The sequence below is a fragment of the Flavobacterium gyeonganense genome, from assembly GCF_029625295.1.
Taxonomy (GTDB): Bacteria; Bacteroidota; Bacteroidia; order Flavobacteriales; family Flavobacteriaceae; genus Flavobacterium; species Flavobacterium gyeonganense.
Genome location: NZ_CP121112.1, coordinates 4,776,825 through 4,797,894, shown reverse-complemented (window position 1 = coordinate 4,797,894; position 21,070 = coordinate 4,776,825). Strand labels below are relative to the sequence as shown.

Here is a 21,070-nt window from a genome sequence, read left to right as displayed (position 1 = left end):
GAAGATTAGTGTTTTCATGTCAATATTTTTAAAATATTGAACTTAAATTTTGTGTTAGTTTTTAAGTTGATTTGAGGGGAGATTAATTGATTTTAATCTCCCTATTTTTTATGTGTATGCTTTTATAAAATAAATTGTGTTAATCTATAAATAGATATCTGTATGAAAAGTGATTGTTTAGAATTCAAAAACTATAATTCCTTAATAAAGGATAGTATACTGGTTTTTGTAATGTTATTTCTGTTGGGGTCTAAAGTGTATTGTCAAAGTGCAGATAATACCAAAAGTGCTTTAGCAGTGATGGAAAGACTGATAGGTAATAGGGCTAAAGAGTTTGATTTAAATCTTATCGAAAATAAAAGCCAAAATGCGGATTGGTCTGAAGTTGAAGTAACAGGAAACAGGGTAAAAATTAGCGGAACATCCAATACATCAGTTTGTTATGCCGCTTATACATTTCTTAGGGATATTGGAGCTGCTTCGGTTAGCTGGGAAGGCAATAGAATCAGCTTACCTAAAAAGTGGCCAGCATATTCAAAAAAACTTGCCACACCCTTTAAATACAGAAAATATCTAAACGCCTGTACTTTTGGATACACAACACCATGGTGGGACTGGAAACGCTGGGAACAGGAAATTGACTGGATGGCACTCCACGGAATTAATCTGCCTACCGCTTTAGAAGGACAGGAGGCCGTATGGCAGGAATTATGGAAAGAATACGGATTGACAGACAGTCAATTGCAGGCTCATTTTGCAGGTCCGGCATTTTTGCCCTGGCAGCGAATGGGGAATATAAACAGCCTTGATGGACCTTTACCTCAGGAATTTATTAATAAAAAGAAAGAAGTTCAGAAACAGATTTTGCAAAAGATGAGAGCTTTAGGTATGTATCCTGTTGTGCCTGCCTTTAGCGGGTATGTGCCTAAGGCCTTTGCAGAGTCACATCCTAATTCAAAAATAAAGGAATTGAAATCATGGTCTGGAGGTGGGTTTGAAAGTACTTATCTGTTAGATCCTAACGATCCATTGTTTAAAGAAATTGGAAAACGTTTTATAGAAATATATACGAAAGTATATGGACAGTCTGATTTTTATCTTGCAGATTCTTTTAACGAAATAACACCGCCGGTTTCTGAAGAACACAAGTATGAGGAATTGGCAGATTATGGAAAAACTATTTTTGAAACCATTAATGAAGCTTCTCCAAAAGCGACCTGGGTAATGCAAGGATGGCTTTTTGGCGATAATAAAGAATTTTGGACCAAAGAAGCAACCAAAGCTTTTTTAAGTAAAGTACCCAATGACAGAATGATAGTTCAGGATTATGCCAATGACAGATATAAGGTATGGGAGAATCAGGAAGCTTTTTATGGTAAGCAATGGTCTTACGGCTATGTACATAATTATGGAGGTTCGAATCCGGTTTACGGAGATTTAAATTTTTACAAAAAGGAACTTACCAGTTTACTGCAAAACCCTAACAAAGGTAATATCGTAGGTTATGGTGTAATGCCTGAAGGATTGAATAACAATTCAATAGTTTACGAATACATTTATGATCTTCCGTGGACACAGGGAAAAGAACCTGTAGAGGAATGGTTAAAGAAACATTTGAATGCCAGATACGGAAAAACTTCAGTTACTGTTATTGAAGCATGGCAATTGCTGACAGAATCGGTGTACAGCACAAAATATTGGGAAACCCGCTGGTGGAATGACTGGGCTGGAGCTTATTTATTTTTTAAAAGGCCTACATTAAAAGTAACAGAATTTAAAGGTAATCCGGGAGACAAGGAAAAACTAAAACAAGCGATTGAACTCTTAAAAAAAGAAGCTAAAAATTTCAATAAAAATAATCTTTACAATTATGATGTAATTGATGTTTCGAGACATTATTATTCATTATGCATTGATGATTTATTAATGGAATGTGTTGCTGCTTATGAATCCAAAGACATCAAAAAAGGAGATGATTTATTTAAAGAAATAGAAAAAACTGCTTTTGATATTGACAGAATGATGTCAGGTCAGCCGCTGAATAATCTGAATTACTGGCTAAAATCAGCCTGGGATTATGGAGATTCTCCTGATGCATCTAAAATATATCTAAAAAATGCCAAAGCCTTAATAACATTATGGGGAGGAGAAGGCCATCTAAATGACTACGCATCAAGAGCATGGAAAGGCATGTATAAAGATTTTTACTGGCCAAGATGGAAAATGTTTTTACAGGCTCAAAGAGAATCTGCTGTCAGCAACGCAACATTTGATGAAGCTAAAGTAAGAGCATCAATAAAGCAGTGGGAAGAAAAATGGTGCGAAAGCAAAGAAATGTATTAAAAATTATATACTAACCAAAAAACAAAAGAAATGTTAAAAAGCAGTATAGACAAAGCGACAAGCTTTGAAAAGCGATTTGAAAATATTGGTACTGTGGTTTATGAAAATTCAGTTATAGCTTCTAAATCAGTAGCCAATGAAATAGCGAATTTGATTAGAGAAAAGCAGGCTCAAAAACAGTTATGTGTATTGGGATTAGCAACAGGGTCGAGTCCTAAAAGTTTGTATGCGGAACTGGTGAGGCTTCATAAAGAGGAAGGATTGAGTTTTCAAAATGTAGTTTCATTCAACCTGGATGAATATTATCCGATGGAACCCGATTCAATAAACAGCTACGTTCGTTTTATGAAAGAATTATTATTCAATCATGTCGATATTTTACCTGAAAACATTCATATACCAGACGGGACTTTATCAAAAGAAGCTATTGGGGATTATTGTGCAGAATATGAAAGCAAAATTGAAGCGCTGGGCGGTATCGATTTACAGGTTTTGGGAATTGGAGGAAATGGTCACATCGGATTTAATGAATCTGGTTCGCTTCAAAATTCTAAGACCCGCTTGGTAGCTTTAGATCATATTACGCGTGTAGCGGCAAGTAACGATTTTTCGGGTTTGAATAATACGCCAAGAACGGCTATTACTCTGGGTGTAAAGAAAATTATGGAAGCCAAAAGAGTGATCTTACTGGCTTGGGGCGAAGGAAAATCAAACATTATTAAAGCTTCGGTAGAGGGAACAGTAACTAATTTAGTTCCGGCTTCTTTTTTGCAGGAGCATAGCAACACCACATTTGTACTGGATAAAGCTGCTGCTTCAAAATTAACACGTATCAATACGCCATGGCTGGTTGAAAATGTCATCTGGACAGACAATCTTATTCGAAAAGCAGTTTTAGGTTTGGCTTTACACCTAAAAAAACCAATTCTGATGCTGACAGATGCCGATTATATTGAAAACGGAATGAGCGATTTGCTTGCCGATTTAGGTCCTGCCTATGATATTAACATTAAGATTTTTAATAAACTTCAAAGTACCATTACAGGATGGCCAGGCGGAAAACCAAATTCAGATGACAGCAAAAGACCAGAAAGGGCAGAACCAGCAAAAAAACGTGTCCTTATTTTTAGTCCGCATCCTGATGATGACATTATAAGTATGGGAGGAACCTTCAAACGGTTGCAAGAGCAGGGACACGAAGTACATGTAGGATACCAGACTTCCGGAAATATTGCAGTAGCAGATGACGAAGCCTTACGATTTGCAAGTTTTGTTTGTGACTATAATGAGAGATTCGGAATTAAAAGTGCTGAAGCAGATACTATTTATAAAAAGTCACTGGAATTTCTTCAAAATAAAAATAACAGTGAAATTGATATTCCCGAGGTACGAAATATTAAAGGATTGATTCGAAAAGGTGAAGCACAATCTACCTGTTATTTTGTAGGATTACCAGATAACCAGATTCATTTTATGGAACTTCCTTTTTATGAAACCGGTACTATAGAGAAAAAACCTTTAGGAGAAGCAGACATTCAAATTACAATGGATTTGATTGAGAAAATAAAACCTCACCAGATATATGCTGCAGGAGATCTGGCAGATCCGCATGGTACACATAAAGTTTGTCTTGACGCTATTTTTGAAGCTGTAAGTCGTTTAAAGACGAAAGATTTTATGAAAGAATGCTGGGTGTGGCTGTACAGAGGCGCATGGCAGGAATGGGGAATTGATGAAATTGAAATGGCAGTACCAATGGGACCCGATCAGGTTATGGAAAAGAGAAAAGGAATTTTCAAACATCAGTCACAAAAAGACGGAGTGGTTTTTCAGGGTTCTGACAGCAGGGAATTTTGGCAAAGAGCCGAAGACCGAAATAAAGAAACGGCAGATCTGTACCATGAACTCGGATTAGCCCATTATGCAGCTATGGAGGCTTTCGTAAGATGGATGTATTAATAAGAGTTTGGTTATATATTTTAAAAAACAAAAACTTGTCAGGCCTTTATTTTACTGGGGTTACTAAAAAAATCCATGTTTCTGAATAACCTGTCCATTTCTTAACAATTCTTTAATACTAATTTCGAATAAACTTTTTTAACCAATTAACTAAATACTGAGTATGGAAAAACTTAAACTTTTATTGTTAGCCTTCTTTTTAGGTCTTTCAATTAATTCATGGGCACAAAAAACCGAAGTGTCCGGTGTAATTTTAGATGACAAGAATTTGCCATTGCCCGCAGCAAACATTCTTGAAAAAGGTACTACTCGTAGTGTAGTAACAGATTTTGATGGTAAATTCAAAATTTCAGTTTCAAATCCTAATGCGGTACTGGTTGTATCTTTCCTTGGATTTACAGATCAGACTGTTAAATTAGACGGAACCAAAACAAATTTAACAATTAAACTGGCTTCAGCTACTAATGCTTTAGAGCAGGTAGTAGTAGTAGGTTACGGAAAAGGCTCCCGTAAAAACCTGACAACTTCTGTAACATCTATTAAATCAGAAGAATTGAACAGAGGAGCTCTTACTGATGTTGGACAATTATTACAGGGAAAAGTATCCGGTCTTAACATTTCATCAAGTGGAGATCCAACAAGAACTGCTTCTGTTGTTTTGCGTGGAGTTTCTACCTTAAATAGTTCCCAGGGACCGTTTTATGTTATCGATGGTGTTCCTGGTGTTGATATCTCAATGATTTCTCCTGATGATATCGCTACTATTGATGTATTAAAAGATGCTGCTGCAACTGCAATTTATGGTAACCGTGCCGCTAATGGGGTTATTATGGTTACTACAAAAAAAGGAAGCAAAGACAGAACTCAAATTGCTTATAACGGATATGTTGGCTGGGAAGAAGTTTCTAATCAGCTGGACATGATGGATGCAGATCAATTGAGAGCATTTACCAAAAAAAACAACCTGAATTTTACTCCTGAAAATGACAAAGGTGCTAATACCAACTGGCAGAAAGAAATTTTAAGATCAGAAAAAGCAAAGTCAAGCAGCCATAATTTATCCATGAGTGGAGGCGGTAAGAACGGTAGTTATACAGCGAGTATTACTTCTCTTAATAAAGAAGGTGTTCTTTTAAAAAGTGATTTCTCACGTGTAATAGCACGTTTAGCGGTAGAGCAATTTGCTTTTGATGATAAAGTTAAATTTGGTTTAAATGTTACAAATTCTAACAGCAAATACGTAAACGTGCCACAGCGTAATACTGTACTTTTACAGGCAGCAAATCACCTTCCTGTTTCTCCGGTGAGAAATCCTGATGGCAGCTTTTTTGAAAATTTCGCCAGTACCGGTTATTTTAATCCTGTTGCCTTAATCGAACACGGAACAGACGAAACAAAAACAAATAACCTTGTGGGTAACCTGACTGCAGAGGTAAAGCTTCCTTTTGGATTTACCTATAATTTAAGTATTGCACATCAAAAGCTGACTACTACTCATGGCGAGTTTTATGACAGTTATTATGAAATGTATAATGGTGCTAGTTTCTATAATAATCCAGATCCTCCACAAGGTAAAACGCTACTAAACTTTGGTGAGAATGGCTCAGCCTTGAGAAACACTTATGAGAACACTAATAATATTATTGAAAGTTTCTTAACATGGGATAAAACATTAGGAGTTCACAAAATAAAAGCTGTTTTAGGATATTCGTGGCAGGAAAATATACTGGGTGACGGATTTCAGACAACAGCGACAAATTTTCCTGTAGATAATGTAGGATATAACAATCTTGCTTTGAGCAATTATATATCAGTAAAGGGTTATGTTGTGAATTTTGGAGACAGTAAAGCATATCAAAAAACACGCCTGATTGGTGAATTTGCACGTTTAAACTACAATTTTGGTGACAGATATCTTTTACAGGGAACGATCAGAAGAGACGGGGGGTCTGTATTTGGAGCTAATAATCGCTGGGGGTATTTCCCATCTGCAGGTGTAGCATGGAGAGTAGACAAAGAAAGTTTCATGCAAGGACAAAAAGTTTTTAGTGACTTGAAATTCCGAGCAAGTTATGGTGTTACAGGAAACTCATCTGGATTTAATGCTTACACAGCACAGTTTATTTCAGGAAGTTTAGGAACTTATTATAACAATGGAGTGCAAGAAGGAGGTTACGGCCCAAATCAGGCTGCAAATCCGGATTTGAAATGGGAAAAAACAGCTACCAAAAACATTGGGCTTGATTTTGGATTGTTCAATGGAAAAGTTACAGGTTCTGTTGATTTGTACGACAAGAAAACAACAGATATGATTTTTACTTATGAAGTTAATTCTGCACACGTGCCTGCAGGAGGAATTGTGGCAAACGGTGGAGAGATATCTAACAAAGGAATCGAGCTAAGTTTAGCGGCAACTCCAGTTAAAACAGCAAACTTTACCTATTCAACGAATGTAAATCTGGCAAGTAATAAAAATGAAATTGTTAGATTATCAAACCCATTGTTTAAAAGTAGAGATAATATTCTCAGAGTATCACCTGAAGGTGGAGGACAAACCGGAAGTACTTTGCAGGTTTTTAAAGAAGGAAAGCCTCTTGGACAATTCTATACACTTCTATATGCAGGGAAAAATGATGCAGGTGTTTCTCAATATGTTGCCAAAGATGGTAGTTTAACCACAACACCGGCAAATGGTGTAGATTATCATTATCTGGGAAGCGCACAGCCAAAAGTATTAATGGGGTGGGGTAATAATTTCCAGTATAAGAAATTTGATTTAAGTATTTTCTTCAGAGGAGTTTTTGGAAACAAAATTTTCAATGCTACCAAAGCTGATCTATTCAGACCTAGTACTGCAATGACCACTAATATCTTAGCAGATGCAGCAAATGAATCGCCAAATGACCTTAATGCTTATAAATATTCATCACGTTTTATAGAAGACGGTAGTTATATCAGATTAGATAATATGACTTTAGGATATAATTTTGGCAAAGTGAGCAAATTTATTCAAAATGTGCGTGTGTATCAAACAATCAATAATCTCTTTGTTATTACAAAGTATTCAGGAATTGATCCGGAAGTAGAACAAGGAGGAACAGCGCCAGGTGTAGATTCTAATAACTTCTATCCAAAAACCAGAACATTTATGTTTGGCTTAAACGTAATATTCTAAAATTAAAATTCTAAAAAATTATGAAAAAGATATTAAAATATTTGGGACTTCCGGTACTTATGGTTGGTTTATTCTGGTCTTGTGAAGATCTGGATGTACCCATTACAACACAGCTTACCCCAGAGGTATTTCCTCAGAATTCAGATCAATTTAGACAAAGTGCATATCCGGTTTTTGCCGCTTTCAGAGGTGAGTTTTCATTCGCTTGGTGGTGGACACAATCATTATCAACAGATGAAGCTATTTTACCTTCAAGAGGAGGTAACTGGTTTGATAACAGAAACTACATTTCCTTACATTTACATGACTGGACACCAGATAATGGTATTTTTTCAAGTCTTTGGGACTGGTCATCTAAAGTGATAGGGATGAGTAATCAGACCATTTCAATTTTAAATCAGGCAATGCCTGCAGGAACAGAAAAAAACACTTTAATTTCTGAAATAAAAACAATGCGCGCCATGTCCTATTATATATTAATGGATAATTTCGGAGGAGTACCGTTGGATACGGTTTATGGAGACTTCAATCCCCGTCCACAATCGAGCAGAACAGAAGTGTTTAATTTTATAGAAAAAGAATTAAAAAAAGCATTACCTAATTTAAACTCGGCATCAGGAATAACAACTTACGGAAGGCCTAATAAACAGACTGTTAATGCTTTGTTGGCTAAACTATATTTGAATGCTCAGGTATATACAGGTACATCACGTTATAATGAGTGTATTGCAGCTTGTGATGAAGTTATTAAATCAGGATTATATAATGTGGAGCCAAGAGCAACTTATCTTCAAATGTTTTATCCAAATAATGGGCCACAAATGAAGGAATTTATTTTTGCAATTCCTTATGATGTTACTGCCCAATCTTTCTTTGGTTTGAACGGACAAATGTACCATTCACGTTATGATGTCCCTCGTTCTGAAAGAGCTAAATTTGGTCTTTCATTTACACCAAGTGCACCCAGAAGTACGCTTCCTGAGTTTTATGCTAATTTTAATGATGCTAATGATATTCGCAACAATCAGTGGTTAACGGGTCCGCAATATAATAAGGATGGCACTCCTTTAATGGTTACTACAACAAAAAGTGGATATGACCAGTTTTATAAAGGAGAAGATGCTGGTGCCACTAAAACGTATCAGGTTGATCTTACTCCAGATATTATACTCCGAGCAAACGTTACTTTGTTTGATTTAGGTAATGATGAAATTGCATGGAACATGGGGTATAGAAATATTAAATTTTATCCGGATGCTAGTTCAACAAACCGTAATCAAAATAATGACGTACCATTTTTACGTTACTCAGATGTATTATTAATGAAAGCCGAAGCAATTTTACGTGGAGGTGCTGAAACTTTAGGACAAAATCCTTTAGCACTTGTTAATATGGTTCGTTCAAACCGTACTACATCTGCTGCATGGAGCAGTGTAACGCTGGAAGATTTGTACAAAGAAAGAAGCCGTGAATTTGCATGGGAAGCATGGCATAGAAATGATATGATCCGTTTTGGAAAATATGAAGGTAAGTGGGGATATAAAACAGATACGGACATTAAACGTCGTTTGTTTCCAATTCCAACAACTGCAAGAAATTTAAATCCGGCTTTAACTCAAAATGACGGATATCCTAATTAATACATAATACCAAAAACTATTTTAATTCAGAAAAGGAGAAGAGACTTAATTCTTCTCCTTTTTATTACAATTTTATTTAAACTGTTTTAAATATAACATATAATTCCTTTAATTGTTTTATACGTTTTTAAATATATAAATAATATTTTACTTGTTAAATATATAGTTTTTTTTACTTAAAAGAAACATATAATGATCAGCCAATACCTTATAATAAATGATAATCAATAAAATTTATACATTAGGACGCTTCGGAATAAGTTTATTTCTTATTTTTTTAATCTCATGCAAAGCTGAAAAAATCTCTTCTACAAAAGGAGAACTAGTAAGCATGGTTTACCCGTTGCTTGATACAGAAAATTCAAGATGGTTTTTCTTTTCATCTGCAAGCCGTCCGTTTGGCATGGTAAATTTAAACCCGGATACCGAAATCAAAGGAGATTGGGGAGGCGGTTACAAATATACAACCGATACAATAAAAGGTTTTAGCCACGTTCATGAATGGCAAATGTCTGCACTTTCAGTAATGCCTGTAACGATTAGTAATGGAAATAGTGCAAATATCTTTTCAGATTTTTATTCTAAATTTAGTCATGATTCTGAAAAAATATTTCCAGGTTATCACTCCGTTACACTCGACAGGTACCAAATAAAAGCAGAACTGACCAGTACAAAAAGAGTTGGCTTTCATAAATATACATTTCCAAAAAACTCCCAAAAAGCAATTCTTTTCAATCTGAACACAATTTTGGGACCTTGCGAAAATACAAACGGAACGCTTGAAAAAAATAATGATTATGAACTTTCAGGATCGTTGGTTTTAAGTACCAATTTTAGACGTCCGAAACCTTTAACGGTATATTTTAAAATTAAATTTAATGAGCCTGTTTCTTCAATTGAACGAAATATAGCTACAGGAAATTATTTGGTGAATTTTGGCAAAGCCAAAGAAGAAATCCTGATGAAAGCAGCTATTTCTTATACCTCAGTAGAAAATGCTACTAACAATATGCAGTTGGAACTACCGCATTGGGATTTTGATAAAGCAGTTTCTGATTCAAAAAATGAATGGAATAGTTTATTAGGCAGAATCCAGATTGAAGGTGGTACAGAAACCGATCAAAGACGTTTTTATACAGATCTTTGGCATGCCTTGCAGGGACGAAAAATAATCAGTGATGCAAACGGTGCCTATCCTGATAATACCGGAGAAAAATTCAGAATTGGGCAATTGCCGCTTGATGCAAACGGAAAACCAAAGTTCAACCATTACAATTCTGATGCATTTTGGGGAGCCCAGTGGACAATCAATACGCTTTGGGGACTCGTTTATCCTGAAATTATGGATGAATTTGTACATTCTTTAATGCAATACTATAAAGATGGAGGTATGATTCCGCGTGGTCCTTCGGGAGGAAATGATACGTATGTAATGACAGGCGCTTCTACGACACCTTTTATAGTGACGGCCATTCAAAAAGGAATTGTAAAAAACGATTTAGAAGCCATATACATTGCCCTGAAGAAAAACCATATGTTAAACGGCATCATGGGAAAAGCAGGATACGAACATAATACAGATGTAGGTGGGGGATTGAAATATTATATCGAAAAAGGTTTTGTTCCGTATCCACTCCCTGAAGGCAATTTTGGAAGTCATCAGGACGGAGCTAGTCAGACATTGGAATATGCTTATCAGGACTGGACACTGGCACAATTGGCTAAGAAATTAAATCATAAGGAAGACTATGATTATTTCATGACAAGGTCTAAAAACTACCAGAATGTTTTTGATAAAACTTCCGGATGGATGCGTCCTAAAAATGTAGAAGGAAAGTGGCGTGAAAATTATGATCCGTATGAATATGAAAACGGTTTTATAGAGTCAAACGGAGCCCAGTCAACCTGGTTTGTACCGCATGATATTGAAGGTTTAGCAGAATTGATGGGAGGAAAGCAAAAAGCGGTTGAAAAGCTGAATAAGCAATTTGAAACGGCAAAAGAGTTAAAATTCACTTCAGGAACTTCACATGATGCCGAATTGCATCCGGAATTCAGCCGTATTCCAATCAATTTTGGCAACCAGCCTTCCATTCAGACATCCTTTATTTTTAATGTATTAGGAAGGCCAGATTTGACACAATACTGGACCAGAAACGTTGTAAAAGATACCTTCAGCGGATTATCTCCTGCTACAGGTTACAACGGAGATGAAGATCAGGGACTAATGGGAAGCTTGAATGTTTTGCTTAAAATTGGCTTATTCCAAATGAATGGAGGAACGGATCAGGATGCCCAATATCAGATAGGAAGTCCAGTTTTTTCTAAAGTATCCATTCAGTTAAACCAGCATTATTATAAAGGCAAAAATTTTATAATTGAAGCTCCTCAAAACAGTCTGGAAAATGTTTATATCAACCAAATAAAATATAACAATACAGCTGTAGAAAATTATACAATTTCACACAATGCTATTACAAACGGAGGAAAATTGATTTTAGAAATGTCTAATAAAGCAAAGCAATAATAGGCGATACAATTTTATCTTGATTTTAAAGCTTTTAAACGCAGCGACTAATTATAACCGAAAGAAAAATAACAATGAAGACAGGTACTAAAACAATCATTTTTTTAGGAATATCATTATTCTTCACATCAGTAAATTATGCCCAGACCAAAGTACACCATTATGTAGATCCAATGATTGGTTCAGAAGGAGTAGGACGTGTTTTTATCGGGCCTTCATGTCCGTACGGAATGGTAAAGCCAAGTCCGGATTGTACTGTAAGCCCGAATAGCGGATGGCTGCCAATGCCTAAGGAAGTAACTGGTTTTAGTCAGGTACATGTGAGCGGAACTGGAGGAGGTCCTAAATACGGGAATATTCAGATTATGCCTTTTTCAGGAGCTTTGGATAAACTGGATCAAAGTTCTCACAGAACAGAAGAAAATGTAAGATTAGGCTATTATGAAACGGTTTTTAAAGAAAATCAGATTAAAACTGAAATAACAACAGCCGAAAAAGTTTCATTTTACAAAATAACTTATCCGAAAAACGCATCAAAAGATTTAAAAATTGACCCTGGTTTTTTTGGGGGAATCTCCTGAGCCTAATGCCAGGGAAGCCCAGCAATTTGTTGGCTCTCAAATTGAGATTGTTTCAGATACTGAAGTGAGAGGATACAGCAGGATCAGAGGTGGTTGGAATAACGGACGTGCTTATACAGTTTACTTTTGGGCGACTTTTGACCAGCCCATTGCAAAATATGTTACCTGGAAAGACGGTAAATTTTACAACAACCAAAACGCTCAGTTTGATTCAGGTAAAAAAACGGGAGCTTTGGTCTGTTTTGGAGCAGCCGGAAAACAGGAACTTAATGTAAAAATCGGAATCTCTTTTTTAAGCGAGTTAAAAGCAAAAAACAACATAGAAACCGAAATTCCGCATTGGAATTTCAACACTGTTTTAGCATCATTAGAAAACAAATGGGAACAGTTATTAAATCGCATACAACTTTCTCCTGATACTTCTGAAAATTATAAAAAAATGTTTTATACAGGTTTGTATCACACGATGATTATGCCTGTTGATCGCACCGGAGAAAATCCTTTATGGACGAATAACGAACCCTACTATGATGACTTTTATTGTATTTGGGACACATTCAGAACTTCCAGTCCATTAATTACGCTTATTGATCCAAAGCGTCAGGTAGAAATTATCAATGCTATGCTTAATATTTACAAACATGACGGCTACTTGCCAGAAGGCAGAAGCGGAAATGATAATGGACGTACTCAGGGCGGTTCAAATACTGAAACAGTACTTGCAGATGCTTTTGTAAAAAACTTAAAAGGAATAGATTATGAACTCGCATTGAAAGCAATGCTTAAAGATGCTACAATACCGCCCGGTGGGAATGAAGAACGTGAAGGAAGGGGCGGTTTATTAGATTATTTACGTCTGGGTTATGTACCTTTTGGTATAGATCGTGCTGGTAACCGTACTATAGATTATGCTTACAACGATTATAATATTGCTACTGTTGCCAAAGGTTTAAATTATACTGAAATCTATAATCAATACATCAAACAGGCAGATAACTGGCAAAATTTATGGCGGTCTGATTATGAAAATAACGGTTCAAAAGGTTTCATAATGCCTAAAGATGCTTCAGGAAACTGGCTGGACGAAGTTGTTTTTGGAGAATCAAAAATTCAGAAACCAACCTATAAATACACACCGGTAATTACTGAATCTCCTTGGTATGTTTGCCATTGGTGTGTGTTTTTTTACGAAGGAACTTCCTGGGAATATTCTTTAAGCATTCCGCATGATCTTCCTGAAGTGATTCGCAGATCGGGTGGTGAACTTGCTTTCAAAAACAGACTGGATACTTTTTTTGATACAAAATTGTATGATGTATCAAATGAACCTTCTTTTTTTAGCCCCTACAATGTACCACTGGATCGGAAAACCACATTTGAGCAGTGACAGAATCAGAACGATTATAAAAGATAATTTCAATACCTCCCACGAAGGTTTGCCTGGGAATGATGATTCTGGAGCTATGTCTTCTTGGCTGGCTTTTCACATGATGGGATTGTATCCAAATGCAGGTCAGCCTTATTATTTATTAAATACACCTTTAATTAAGGAAATCACTTTGGAGTTGGAAGAAGGAAAAATCTTTAAGATTGCTACAAAAAAAATGAGTGAAAAGAATAAATATATCAAAACCGCTTCTTTGAACGGAAAACCTTACAAAAAAGCCTGGATTTCGCACGAAGATATTGCTAAGGGAGGTGAATTGATTTATGAAATGGATTCAAAACCTTCTGCTTGGGGAACTACTATTTTGCCACCAAAAAAATAAGCTATCATGAAAAATACAATTTTAACCGTCTTTTTTTGCGGACTATTTCAACTGATGTCAGCACAAAATTTTGTTCCTACTGTCAAAAATAATACTGTGTTACATTACATCTGCAAACTGCACGGTCAGACCCGTACTTTGACACTCACTTCTAAAATAAAGGCTGATGCACTTACATTTAATTTAGATACTAGAGATGTAAACAGCAATATTGTTACTACTTCAGAAGCACTGAAAAATGGCAATGCTTTAAGTTATAACCAGGGAGAATATGCACCGGTTTTGAATTTAAAGCCAAATGAAACTTTTTTTATGATTTCGCAGTCCGCCTATCAGGATTTAGTAAAAAACAACAAGTTCATTTACAATAATACAACATATGTTTTAGATCCGAATACAGATAAAGATAATGTTGTAATTGAAGGAAAATCAGTAGATGCTTTACATGTAATCGCACAGATTGATGAAACCGAAATGTGGATCGTAAAAAATCCTGAATTTCCTTTAATCTGCAAACTAATCAAAAATCCGTTAGGCATCAACTGGACATTGGTAAAAATTGTCGATAAATAGATTAGATTGTTTACTTCAGTGGCAGGTAATTAGTAAGTCGAATTAGTAAAAATACAAAAGCATGAAAAACAAAATGAGCCGTGGGGAATTTATAAGATTGGGAGGTCTTTCGCTTGCTGGCGCTTTAGTTAGCGATGTTGTTTTTGCAAATGATTTTCTTTCTGAAAACAAAAAATCGAAAGAAGATACTGAATTGATGAAAAAGCTTATTTTGAATAATGATGCAAAAGTTACCTCCCTATTGAATAAACCGTATGATCCATCCATCAGACTTAATAGTTTTCGTACTGTAGCAAGTTCGATAACCGTTATGGCTGCTTCAATGTGTAATTCAGAATCAGGGTTTTATAAGTCTGAAATTCTGGTTGAAAAAATCAATGAAGCAATAGAAGTTTTGTTGAAAGCCCAATATAGTGATGGCACTTTAGATGCCGGAGGGAACAGACAATCGCCGCCTGACACTGCTTTTATTCTGGAATATATTTGTCCTGCCGCCGCTATTTTAAAAAACAGTAAACAAAAAGGTTTAGATGAATTAAAAGACAAACTCAAAAAGTTTATTCTCAATGCAGGAGAAGCCATGATTACAGGTGGTATCCACACGCCAAACCACAGATGGGTCATTTGTGCAGCTTTGGCCAATATTAACTCGCTGTTTCCTGATACTAGATATATCCGAAGAATTGACCAATGGCTGGCCGAAGGAATTTATATGAATGAAGACGGGCATTATGCCGAACGAAGTGGAATTTATTCTGCTGTTATTGATAAAGCGCTAATAACAATGGCGAGGTTGCTAAACAGGCCTCAATTGCTTGATATTGTAAATAAAAACCTGACGACTTATTTTTATTACACTGAACCTAACGGTGATCTGGTGACGGTCGATTCAAAAAGGCAGGATCAGTTTATGGATTTAAAAGTGACGAATTTTTATCTCCAGTATAGATATATGGCAATCCGTACAAAAAATCCAATGTTTGTACAAATGGTTGAAATGATTGAAGGCCTTTCAACTTTTGCTGCTGATATTTTGTCGGGTTCACTTGCTTTTTTTATGGAAAATGAAGAACTGAGAAAACAAATTCCAGCTGAAGGGGCAATTGCAAATGATTTTGAGAAATTTTTTGCGCTTTCAAGTTTGGCAAGAATAAGGCGTGGCAAAGTTTCTCTAACTTTATTTGGAGGAAATGATAAGCCGGTAATGATTGTTTCGGGAAGATCTTCGAATCCGAATTTTTTGATGTACAGAAAAGGAGACGCGATATTAAAATACATGCGCCTTTCGACATCGTTTTTCCGTATGGGGTATTTCAGTAGTGAAGGAATTGTAAAAGAAGGAAATAAATACATCTTAAAAGAAACCAAAGAAGCAGATTACTATCAGCCGCTTGCGGAAGAATTTCGTAAAAATGACGGCGATTATAAGTTATCAGAGTCACCGGACGGGCGTTTTTGGAATAAAATGGACTTTGATTCCCGGGTTAAAAGCAATGTAAAAAAGCAAACAACTACAATTGAAATTACCGAAGATAACGGAATCCTGAATCTGGATTTTAAAGTCGAAGGTCCTCCAAATGTAGAAGTAACAATAGAAATGTGTTTTAAAGAAGGAAGTAATGTGACAGGTGCAGTATTGGATGAAAAGCAAAATTATTTCCTGAAATCCGGAAATGGTGAACTTTCAACGGGAGCAGATACCATACAGTTTGGTCCCGGAAAATGTGAACATTTAAATGTAGAAAACCTGGATAGTGAAGTATATACTTATCATCAGGGAAGCCTGCGTACAAAAGGAGAACATATTTACATTACAGGATTTACACCGTTTTATCATAAAATGGTCATTTCTTAATAAGTATGTAAATGAATTTAATCATATGAACACAATTACACTGGTTTTCAAGAAGTTTTAATCAATTTTAAAAACCCAATTTGTAGAATGAATATTATGTTTTAAAGAATTAGTACAATTAAAAACACATTGATTTTCGTGGTAATATGTGAAATCTGTGTTTGAATCTTTAAACGATAATTTCTTAATATTATAAAAAATGTTGCTGTATTATTGAAAGGTTGTTTTATTTTTACGTAAATTAAATTAATCTATAAATAATAGAAATTATGAAATTATCTTTTTTACCTGCTTTGTTTTTTTGCTGCATTGGTTTTGCACAAAATAATACAGACACGAGTTTATATATGAAGTCTGATAAAATAACGTATTTGACAGATATTGGCTCAGAATCAGGTGACTTGTATAAAACGATAGGGCATCACGGGCCCGCAATTGAAAACGATTGGATGGCATTGCGAATCTATTTTAGCGATAAAGTAGCCATCGATGTGTATAATAAAGCAAAAAAAGGATTAGAGTTAAAAAAGGCAAATTGGTATCCAACTCCGGAACAGCAAAAAGATGGCTGGGGAGCTGATTATTATAAAGTTGCGGCAACAAGCGGTTTAGGTGGTGTAAAATTGTGGGATGGCGAAAAAGTAGTACCCCTGAATCCTGTTACAAACCGTTTGGCACGTGTTGGAAAAACAGATACGACTTCATGGATGGAAATGATTTCAAGAGGAGTGCCTTACAAAGGAAAAAAAGTAGATATTTTAGTTCGAGTAACTGTATTTTCAGGAAAAAGAGAGGCCAAAGTGGAGGCTATCAGCTTAAATGGAGAAAAAGTACAATTTGTTACCGGAATAAATTATTTTAAAGATTTTCAAACTAAAAAAGGAAAGAATTACATTGCCGTTTGGGGAAAACATCCGGAAGATGTAGCAGCAGAAATTGTTGAAGTTGGAGCTGCTATCTTATACAATCCTAAAGATTATGTAAAAACGAATGACGATGGAACACAATATTTGTTAATTTCTAAACCAGCAAAATACTTAGAAACAAAAATTATATCGTCTTGCGCGCGCGAGACAGAACTTAACACTTTAGATAAATTAGAAGCTTACATTAACCAGTAAGATTTCTGTAAAATCTTTTGCAGGCAGTTTTAGTTTAATTTTTTGTTTGAAAGTATTTAAATACTAAAAGAATAATAATGTCAAAAATTAAACTAAAACTGTTTTTTATTGCCCTACTAATCAATCTTTTTTCATTTGGTTTTGAATCAAATGCGCAAAAACCTCAAAAAGATTTTTTAATCACCAGTTACGGTGCAAAATCAGACAGAAAAACGATTAATACTGTTGCAATCCAAAAAGCAGTTGATGCCGCTTTTAAAAATAAAGGTGGACGTGTAGTTTTTCCAAAAGGGAATTTTTTATCCGGAAGTATTATCTTAAAGAGCAATGTGACCTTGTATTTTGAAGAAGGATCCGTATTGCTGGGAAGCACAAATCCAAAAGATTATCCTAATATGACTTTTGAAGGAAGACCAGATTCTCCTAAAAAAGATGACAACTCCCAAATGGCTTTGATTATTGCCCATAAAGCCAAAAACATTGCACTTAAAGGAAAAGGAACTATTGATGGTCAGGGTTTACAACTTGCTTTAAATATTGACAGTCTTCATCATGCCGGTATTGCAGTAGATCCAAAATACAGCCTTCGCAGAAACAGGCCAAGTGAAACCATGCGCCCAAAATTATTTCGCTTTTCACAATGCGAATCTATTCTAATCGAAGGACTTAAAGCGGGTGAAGCTTCCTGTTGGGGCCTATCTTTTGAATTATGTCACAATCTTGTTCTGGATAACCTTAAAATTGTAAATCGTTCGTACTGGAACAATGACGGAATTGATATTACAGATTGTAAAAATGTCAAGGTAACCAACTGCGATATCGATGCTGCAGATGACGGAATCTGCCTAAAATCATACTATCCCGGATTTTATAATGATTCGGTTTACATTGCCAATAATACCATTAGATCCAGTGCCAGTGCTGTAAAATTCGGAAGTGCTTCTTTTGGAGGATTCAAAAATGTAATCATTAAAGACATTAAAGTTTATGATACATTTCGTTCTGCCATTGCAATAGAATCTGTTGATGGTGCTTTTATAGAAAATATTGACGTATCAAATATAAATGCTGTCAATACAGGTAATGCTGTTTTTATACGTTTAGGAAATCGAACTGGTGATAAACCCGGAAGTATTAGAAATGTTAGCATAAAGAACATAAAAGTACAAGTCCCTTTTGATCGTCCGGACATTAATTATGACCTGAGAGGTCCGGAAGTTGATTTCTTTCACAATCCTTTTCCATCCTCTATTGTTGGACTCAAAGGACATAATATCGAAAATGTAGTTTTAGAAAATATTGAAATAAATTATCCCGGAAGATCCTCAAAAGGAATGGCGTATATTCCGCTAAACCGATTACATCAGGTTCCTGAAGCTGCTCAGGATTATCCTGAATTTTCTATGTTTGGAGAACTGCCTGCTTATGGTTTCTATGTGAGACATGCCAACGGAATAAGTCTGAAAAATATCAAGCTGGCATTGGATGATGCTGATTTCAGACCTGCATTTGTGTTTGATGATGTTCAGAATATTAATATGCAGGATATAAATCTTCCGGAGGCAAAACAAAAACAGATTGTTTTAAAAAATGTAACTTCAGCAACGCTTGAAAATCAGCTATTAAAACAAACTACAGAAGTTAAATAATATGTCAAGAACATTAGTTTTTATACTTTTTTTTCTATCATTGTCGGCTTGTAAATCACAACAGACAAAAACAAAAGATGTGCAAATTGCATTTATAGCTGATGCCCATTTACAGGATATTTTTGCAAAATTTGAAGACAACGATTATCAGGGAATTCCAAATCCGGTAACGGGCGAATACGCCAATATCAGGACAATGAATTCCCAATTGCATTCAACCCGAATATTCAACGAAAATTATTTTGCCTTTCTGGAAGCTTTAAATGACATTGCAAAAAGAGGAATAAAACAGGTTGCACTTCCTGGGGATTTCAGTGATGACGGACAGCCGGTTCATGTGAGGGGGCTGAGAAAAATTTTAAACCAATATACTGACAAATATGGCATGTCATTTTTTGTAACCACCGGAAACCATGATGTTGTAAAACCTTTTGCGCAAGATGCCATTAAAACTGATTTTTTAGGAAAAGACGGCAAAGAACAAATTATCAGCAGTTCAAAAAACAATCTGCCTAAACATGAAAATCAGTTAGAACCAATCATTACGGCTGATATTAAAAACTGGGGATATAAGGAAACCATAAATGAAATGAATGCTTTCGGATTTTTTCCAAATAAAAACTATTTGTATTGGGAAACTCCTTTTTCAGATTATAAATATGAAGATTATAGTTATGAAAAAGCTTTGGCTGAATCAGATTTAGAAAAAAGAACATATCCTGTAAAAAATACTAATTTATTTCTTCCTGATGCGAGTTATCTCGTTGAACCTGTAAAAGGAGTATGGCTTCTGGCAATTGATGCCAATGCTTATGTTCCGAATGAAAAGCTCTCAGGCCTGCCCAATGATCCTAATGATTTTTCCGGTGCAAATATCGGTTACAACAATGTGCTCATTTATAAAAATCATTTGATTGAATGGATAAAAAAGGTTGCTGCTGAAGCAAAGCAAAAAGGAAAAACCTTAATTGCTTTCAGTCATTATCCGATGATTGATTTTAACGATGATGCATCTCCCGAATTAAAATCGCTTTTTGGTCCAAAAAAAATGCAATTATCCAGGGTTCCAAATGAAGAAGTAGCTCAAATATTTGCCGATGCAGGAGTTCAGGTTCATTTTGGCGGACATATGCACATCAATGACACAGGAGTCCGGACTACTCCAAAAGGGAATACATTATTCAATATCCAGACTCCTTCTTTGGCTGCTTATATGCCAGGCTATAAAATACTTACAATACATCCGGATGCTGTTCTTGAAATAGAAACTGTGGTAATCAACAAAGTTTCAAAATTTAATAGTTTGTTTCCTTTTTATAAGCAGGAATATGCACATTTAAAGCAGATAAAAAACCCTTCTGTTTGGAATAAAGAGATACTTAATACTAAAGATTATGAGGAATTTACAAAATGGCATTTAAAGGAATTAGTTAGGTTAAGATTTTTGCCTGAAGATTTCCCTTTAGAATTTTCTGCATCACTTTTAAAACTTTCAGGAGTGGATTTAGCGTATATAAATAAAAATAATGCAGAAGTTGAGGCAGCAATGAAAGCAAATTATTTAAAAGCAAAAGATTTTGAATCCTGGACAGGCTTTGATATGATTTTTGATTTCTACCGATTAAAAAATGCCGATGAGTTAGCAATTCCTGAGATAGGAGCCAATCGACTGAAACAATACAAAATAGTCTGTGCACAATTAGAAAAATCTAATGATGAAAAACTGGTTTTATGGGCAAAAATATTTCTGAAAACTATGAATGGAAAGCCGTCAAATCATTTTAAGATTAGCTTAAAAACCAATCATATTCAACGCATATATCCTTAAATTTATTAACTTTATCTTAACCGAAAAATAAGCAGTATTTATAATTCATT

Annotated in this window: 13 protein-coding genes; all 13 read left to right on the top strand. The window is 35.3% G+C overall.

Features of this window, described 5'->3' with window-relative positions:
• Positions 1 to 162: 162 nt before the first annotated feature.
• The 13 genes from P5P89_RS20410 (at position 163) to P5P89_RS20350 (ending at position 21,020) form a co-directional block, all read left to right on the top strand.
• Positions 163 to 2,343, top strand: a complete 2,181-nt coding sequence (locus P5P89_RS20410; protein WP_278009980.1) for an alpha-N-acetylglucosaminidase — start codon at positions 163 to 165, stop codon at positions 2,341 to 2,343.
• Positions 2,344 to 2,373: 30 nt separating this feature from the next.
• Positions 2,374 to 4,302 carry a glucosamine-6-phosphate deaminase gene (gene nagB / locus P5P89_RS20405; RefSeq protein WP_278009979.1) on the top strand — a complete coding sequence of 643 codons (1,929 nt, stop codon included), beginning with the start codon at positions 2,374 to 2,376 and terminating at the stop codon, positions 4,300 to 4,302.
• A 163-nt stretch (positions 4,303 to 4,465) separates the two neighbouring features.
• Positions 4,466 to 7,477 (top strand): SusC/RagA family TonB-linked outer membrane protein, encoded by a 3,012-nt coding sequence (locus tag P5P89_RS20400; protein WP_278009978.1) that lies wholly within the window; start codon positions 4,466 to 4,468, stop codon positions 7,475 to 7,477.
• Positions 7,478 to 7,497: 20 nt separating this feature from the next.
• Positions 7,498 to 9,117 carry a RagB/SusD family nutrient uptake outer membrane protein gene (locus P5P89_RS20395; RefSeq protein ID WP_278009977.1) on the top strand — a complete coding sequence of 540 codons (1,620 nt, stop codon included), beginning with the start codon at positions 7,498 to 7,500 and terminating at the stop codon, positions 9,115 to 9,117.
• A gap of 217 nt (positions 9,118 to 9,334) precedes the next feature.
• Positions 9,335 to 11,644: a GH92 family glycosyl hydrolase gene (locus P5P89_RS20390; protein WP_278009976.1), complete on the top strand. Its 2,310-nt coding sequence runs from the start codon at positions 9,335 to 9,337 to the stop codon at positions 11,642 to 11,644.
• A 74-nt stretch (positions 11,645 to 11,718) separates the two neighbouring features.
• Entirely contained in the window at positions 11,719 to 12,225 is a 507-nt protein-coding gene (locus tag P5P89_RS20385; protein WP_278009975.1) for a hypothetical protein, read from the top strand.
• Entirely contained in the window at positions 12,194 to 13,612 is a 1,419-nt protein-coding gene (locus P5P89_RS20380; RefSeq protein WP_278009974.1) for a glycoside hydrolase domain-containing protein, read from the top strand. Before P5P89_RS20385 ends, P5P89_RS20380 begins: the two co-directional genes overlap by 32 nt.
• The gene (locus P5P89_RS20375; RefSeq protein WP_278009973.1) at positions 13,575 to 13,994 is read left to right on the top strand and encodes a glycoside hydrolase domain-containing protein; all 420 of its coding nucleotides are present in this window, start codon (positions 13,575 to 13,577) and stop codon (positions 13,992 to 13,994) included. The genes P5P89_RS20380 and P5P89_RS20375 overlap by 38 nt, the downstream gene beginning before the upstream one ends.
• A gap of 6 nt (positions 13,995 to 14,000) precedes the next feature.
• The gene (locus tag P5P89_RS20370) at positions 14,001 to 14,567 is read left to right on the top strand and encodes a hypothetical protein (RefSeq protein WP_278009972.1); all 567 of its coding nucleotides are present in this window, start codon (positions 14,001 to 14,003) and stop codon (positions 14,565 to 14,567) included.
• A 61-nt stretch (positions 14,568 to 14,628) separates the two neighbouring features.
• Complete coding sequence (locus P5P89_RS20365) at positions 14,629 to 16,422, top strand: hypothetical protein (protein ID WP_278009971.1); 1,794 nt, start codon at positions 14,629 to 14,631, stop codon at positions 16,420 to 16,422.
• Positions 16,423 to 16,691: 269 nt separating this feature from the next.
• Positions 16,692 to 17,543 (top strand): DUF4861 family protein, encoded by an 852-nt coding sequence (locus P5P89_RS20360; RefSeq protein WP_278009970.1) that lies wholly within the window; start codon positions 16,692 to 16,694, stop codon positions 17,541 to 17,543.
• A 77-nt stretch (positions 17,544 to 17,620) separates the two neighbouring features.
• Positions 17,621 to 19,192: a glycoside hydrolase family 28 protein gene (locus tag P5P89_RS20355; protein WP_278009969.1), complete on the top strand. Its 1,572-nt coding sequence runs from the start codon at positions 17,621 to 17,623 to the stop codon at positions 19,190 to 19,192.
• Between the two features lies 1 nt (position 19,193).
• Positions 19,194 to 21,020, top strand: coding sequence for a metallophosphoesterase family protein (locus P5P89_RS20350; RefSeq protein WP_278009968.1), 1,827 nt, complete (start codon positions 19,194 to 19,196; stop codon positions 21,018 to 21,020).
• Positions 21,021 to 21,070: the final 50 nt, after the last annotated feature.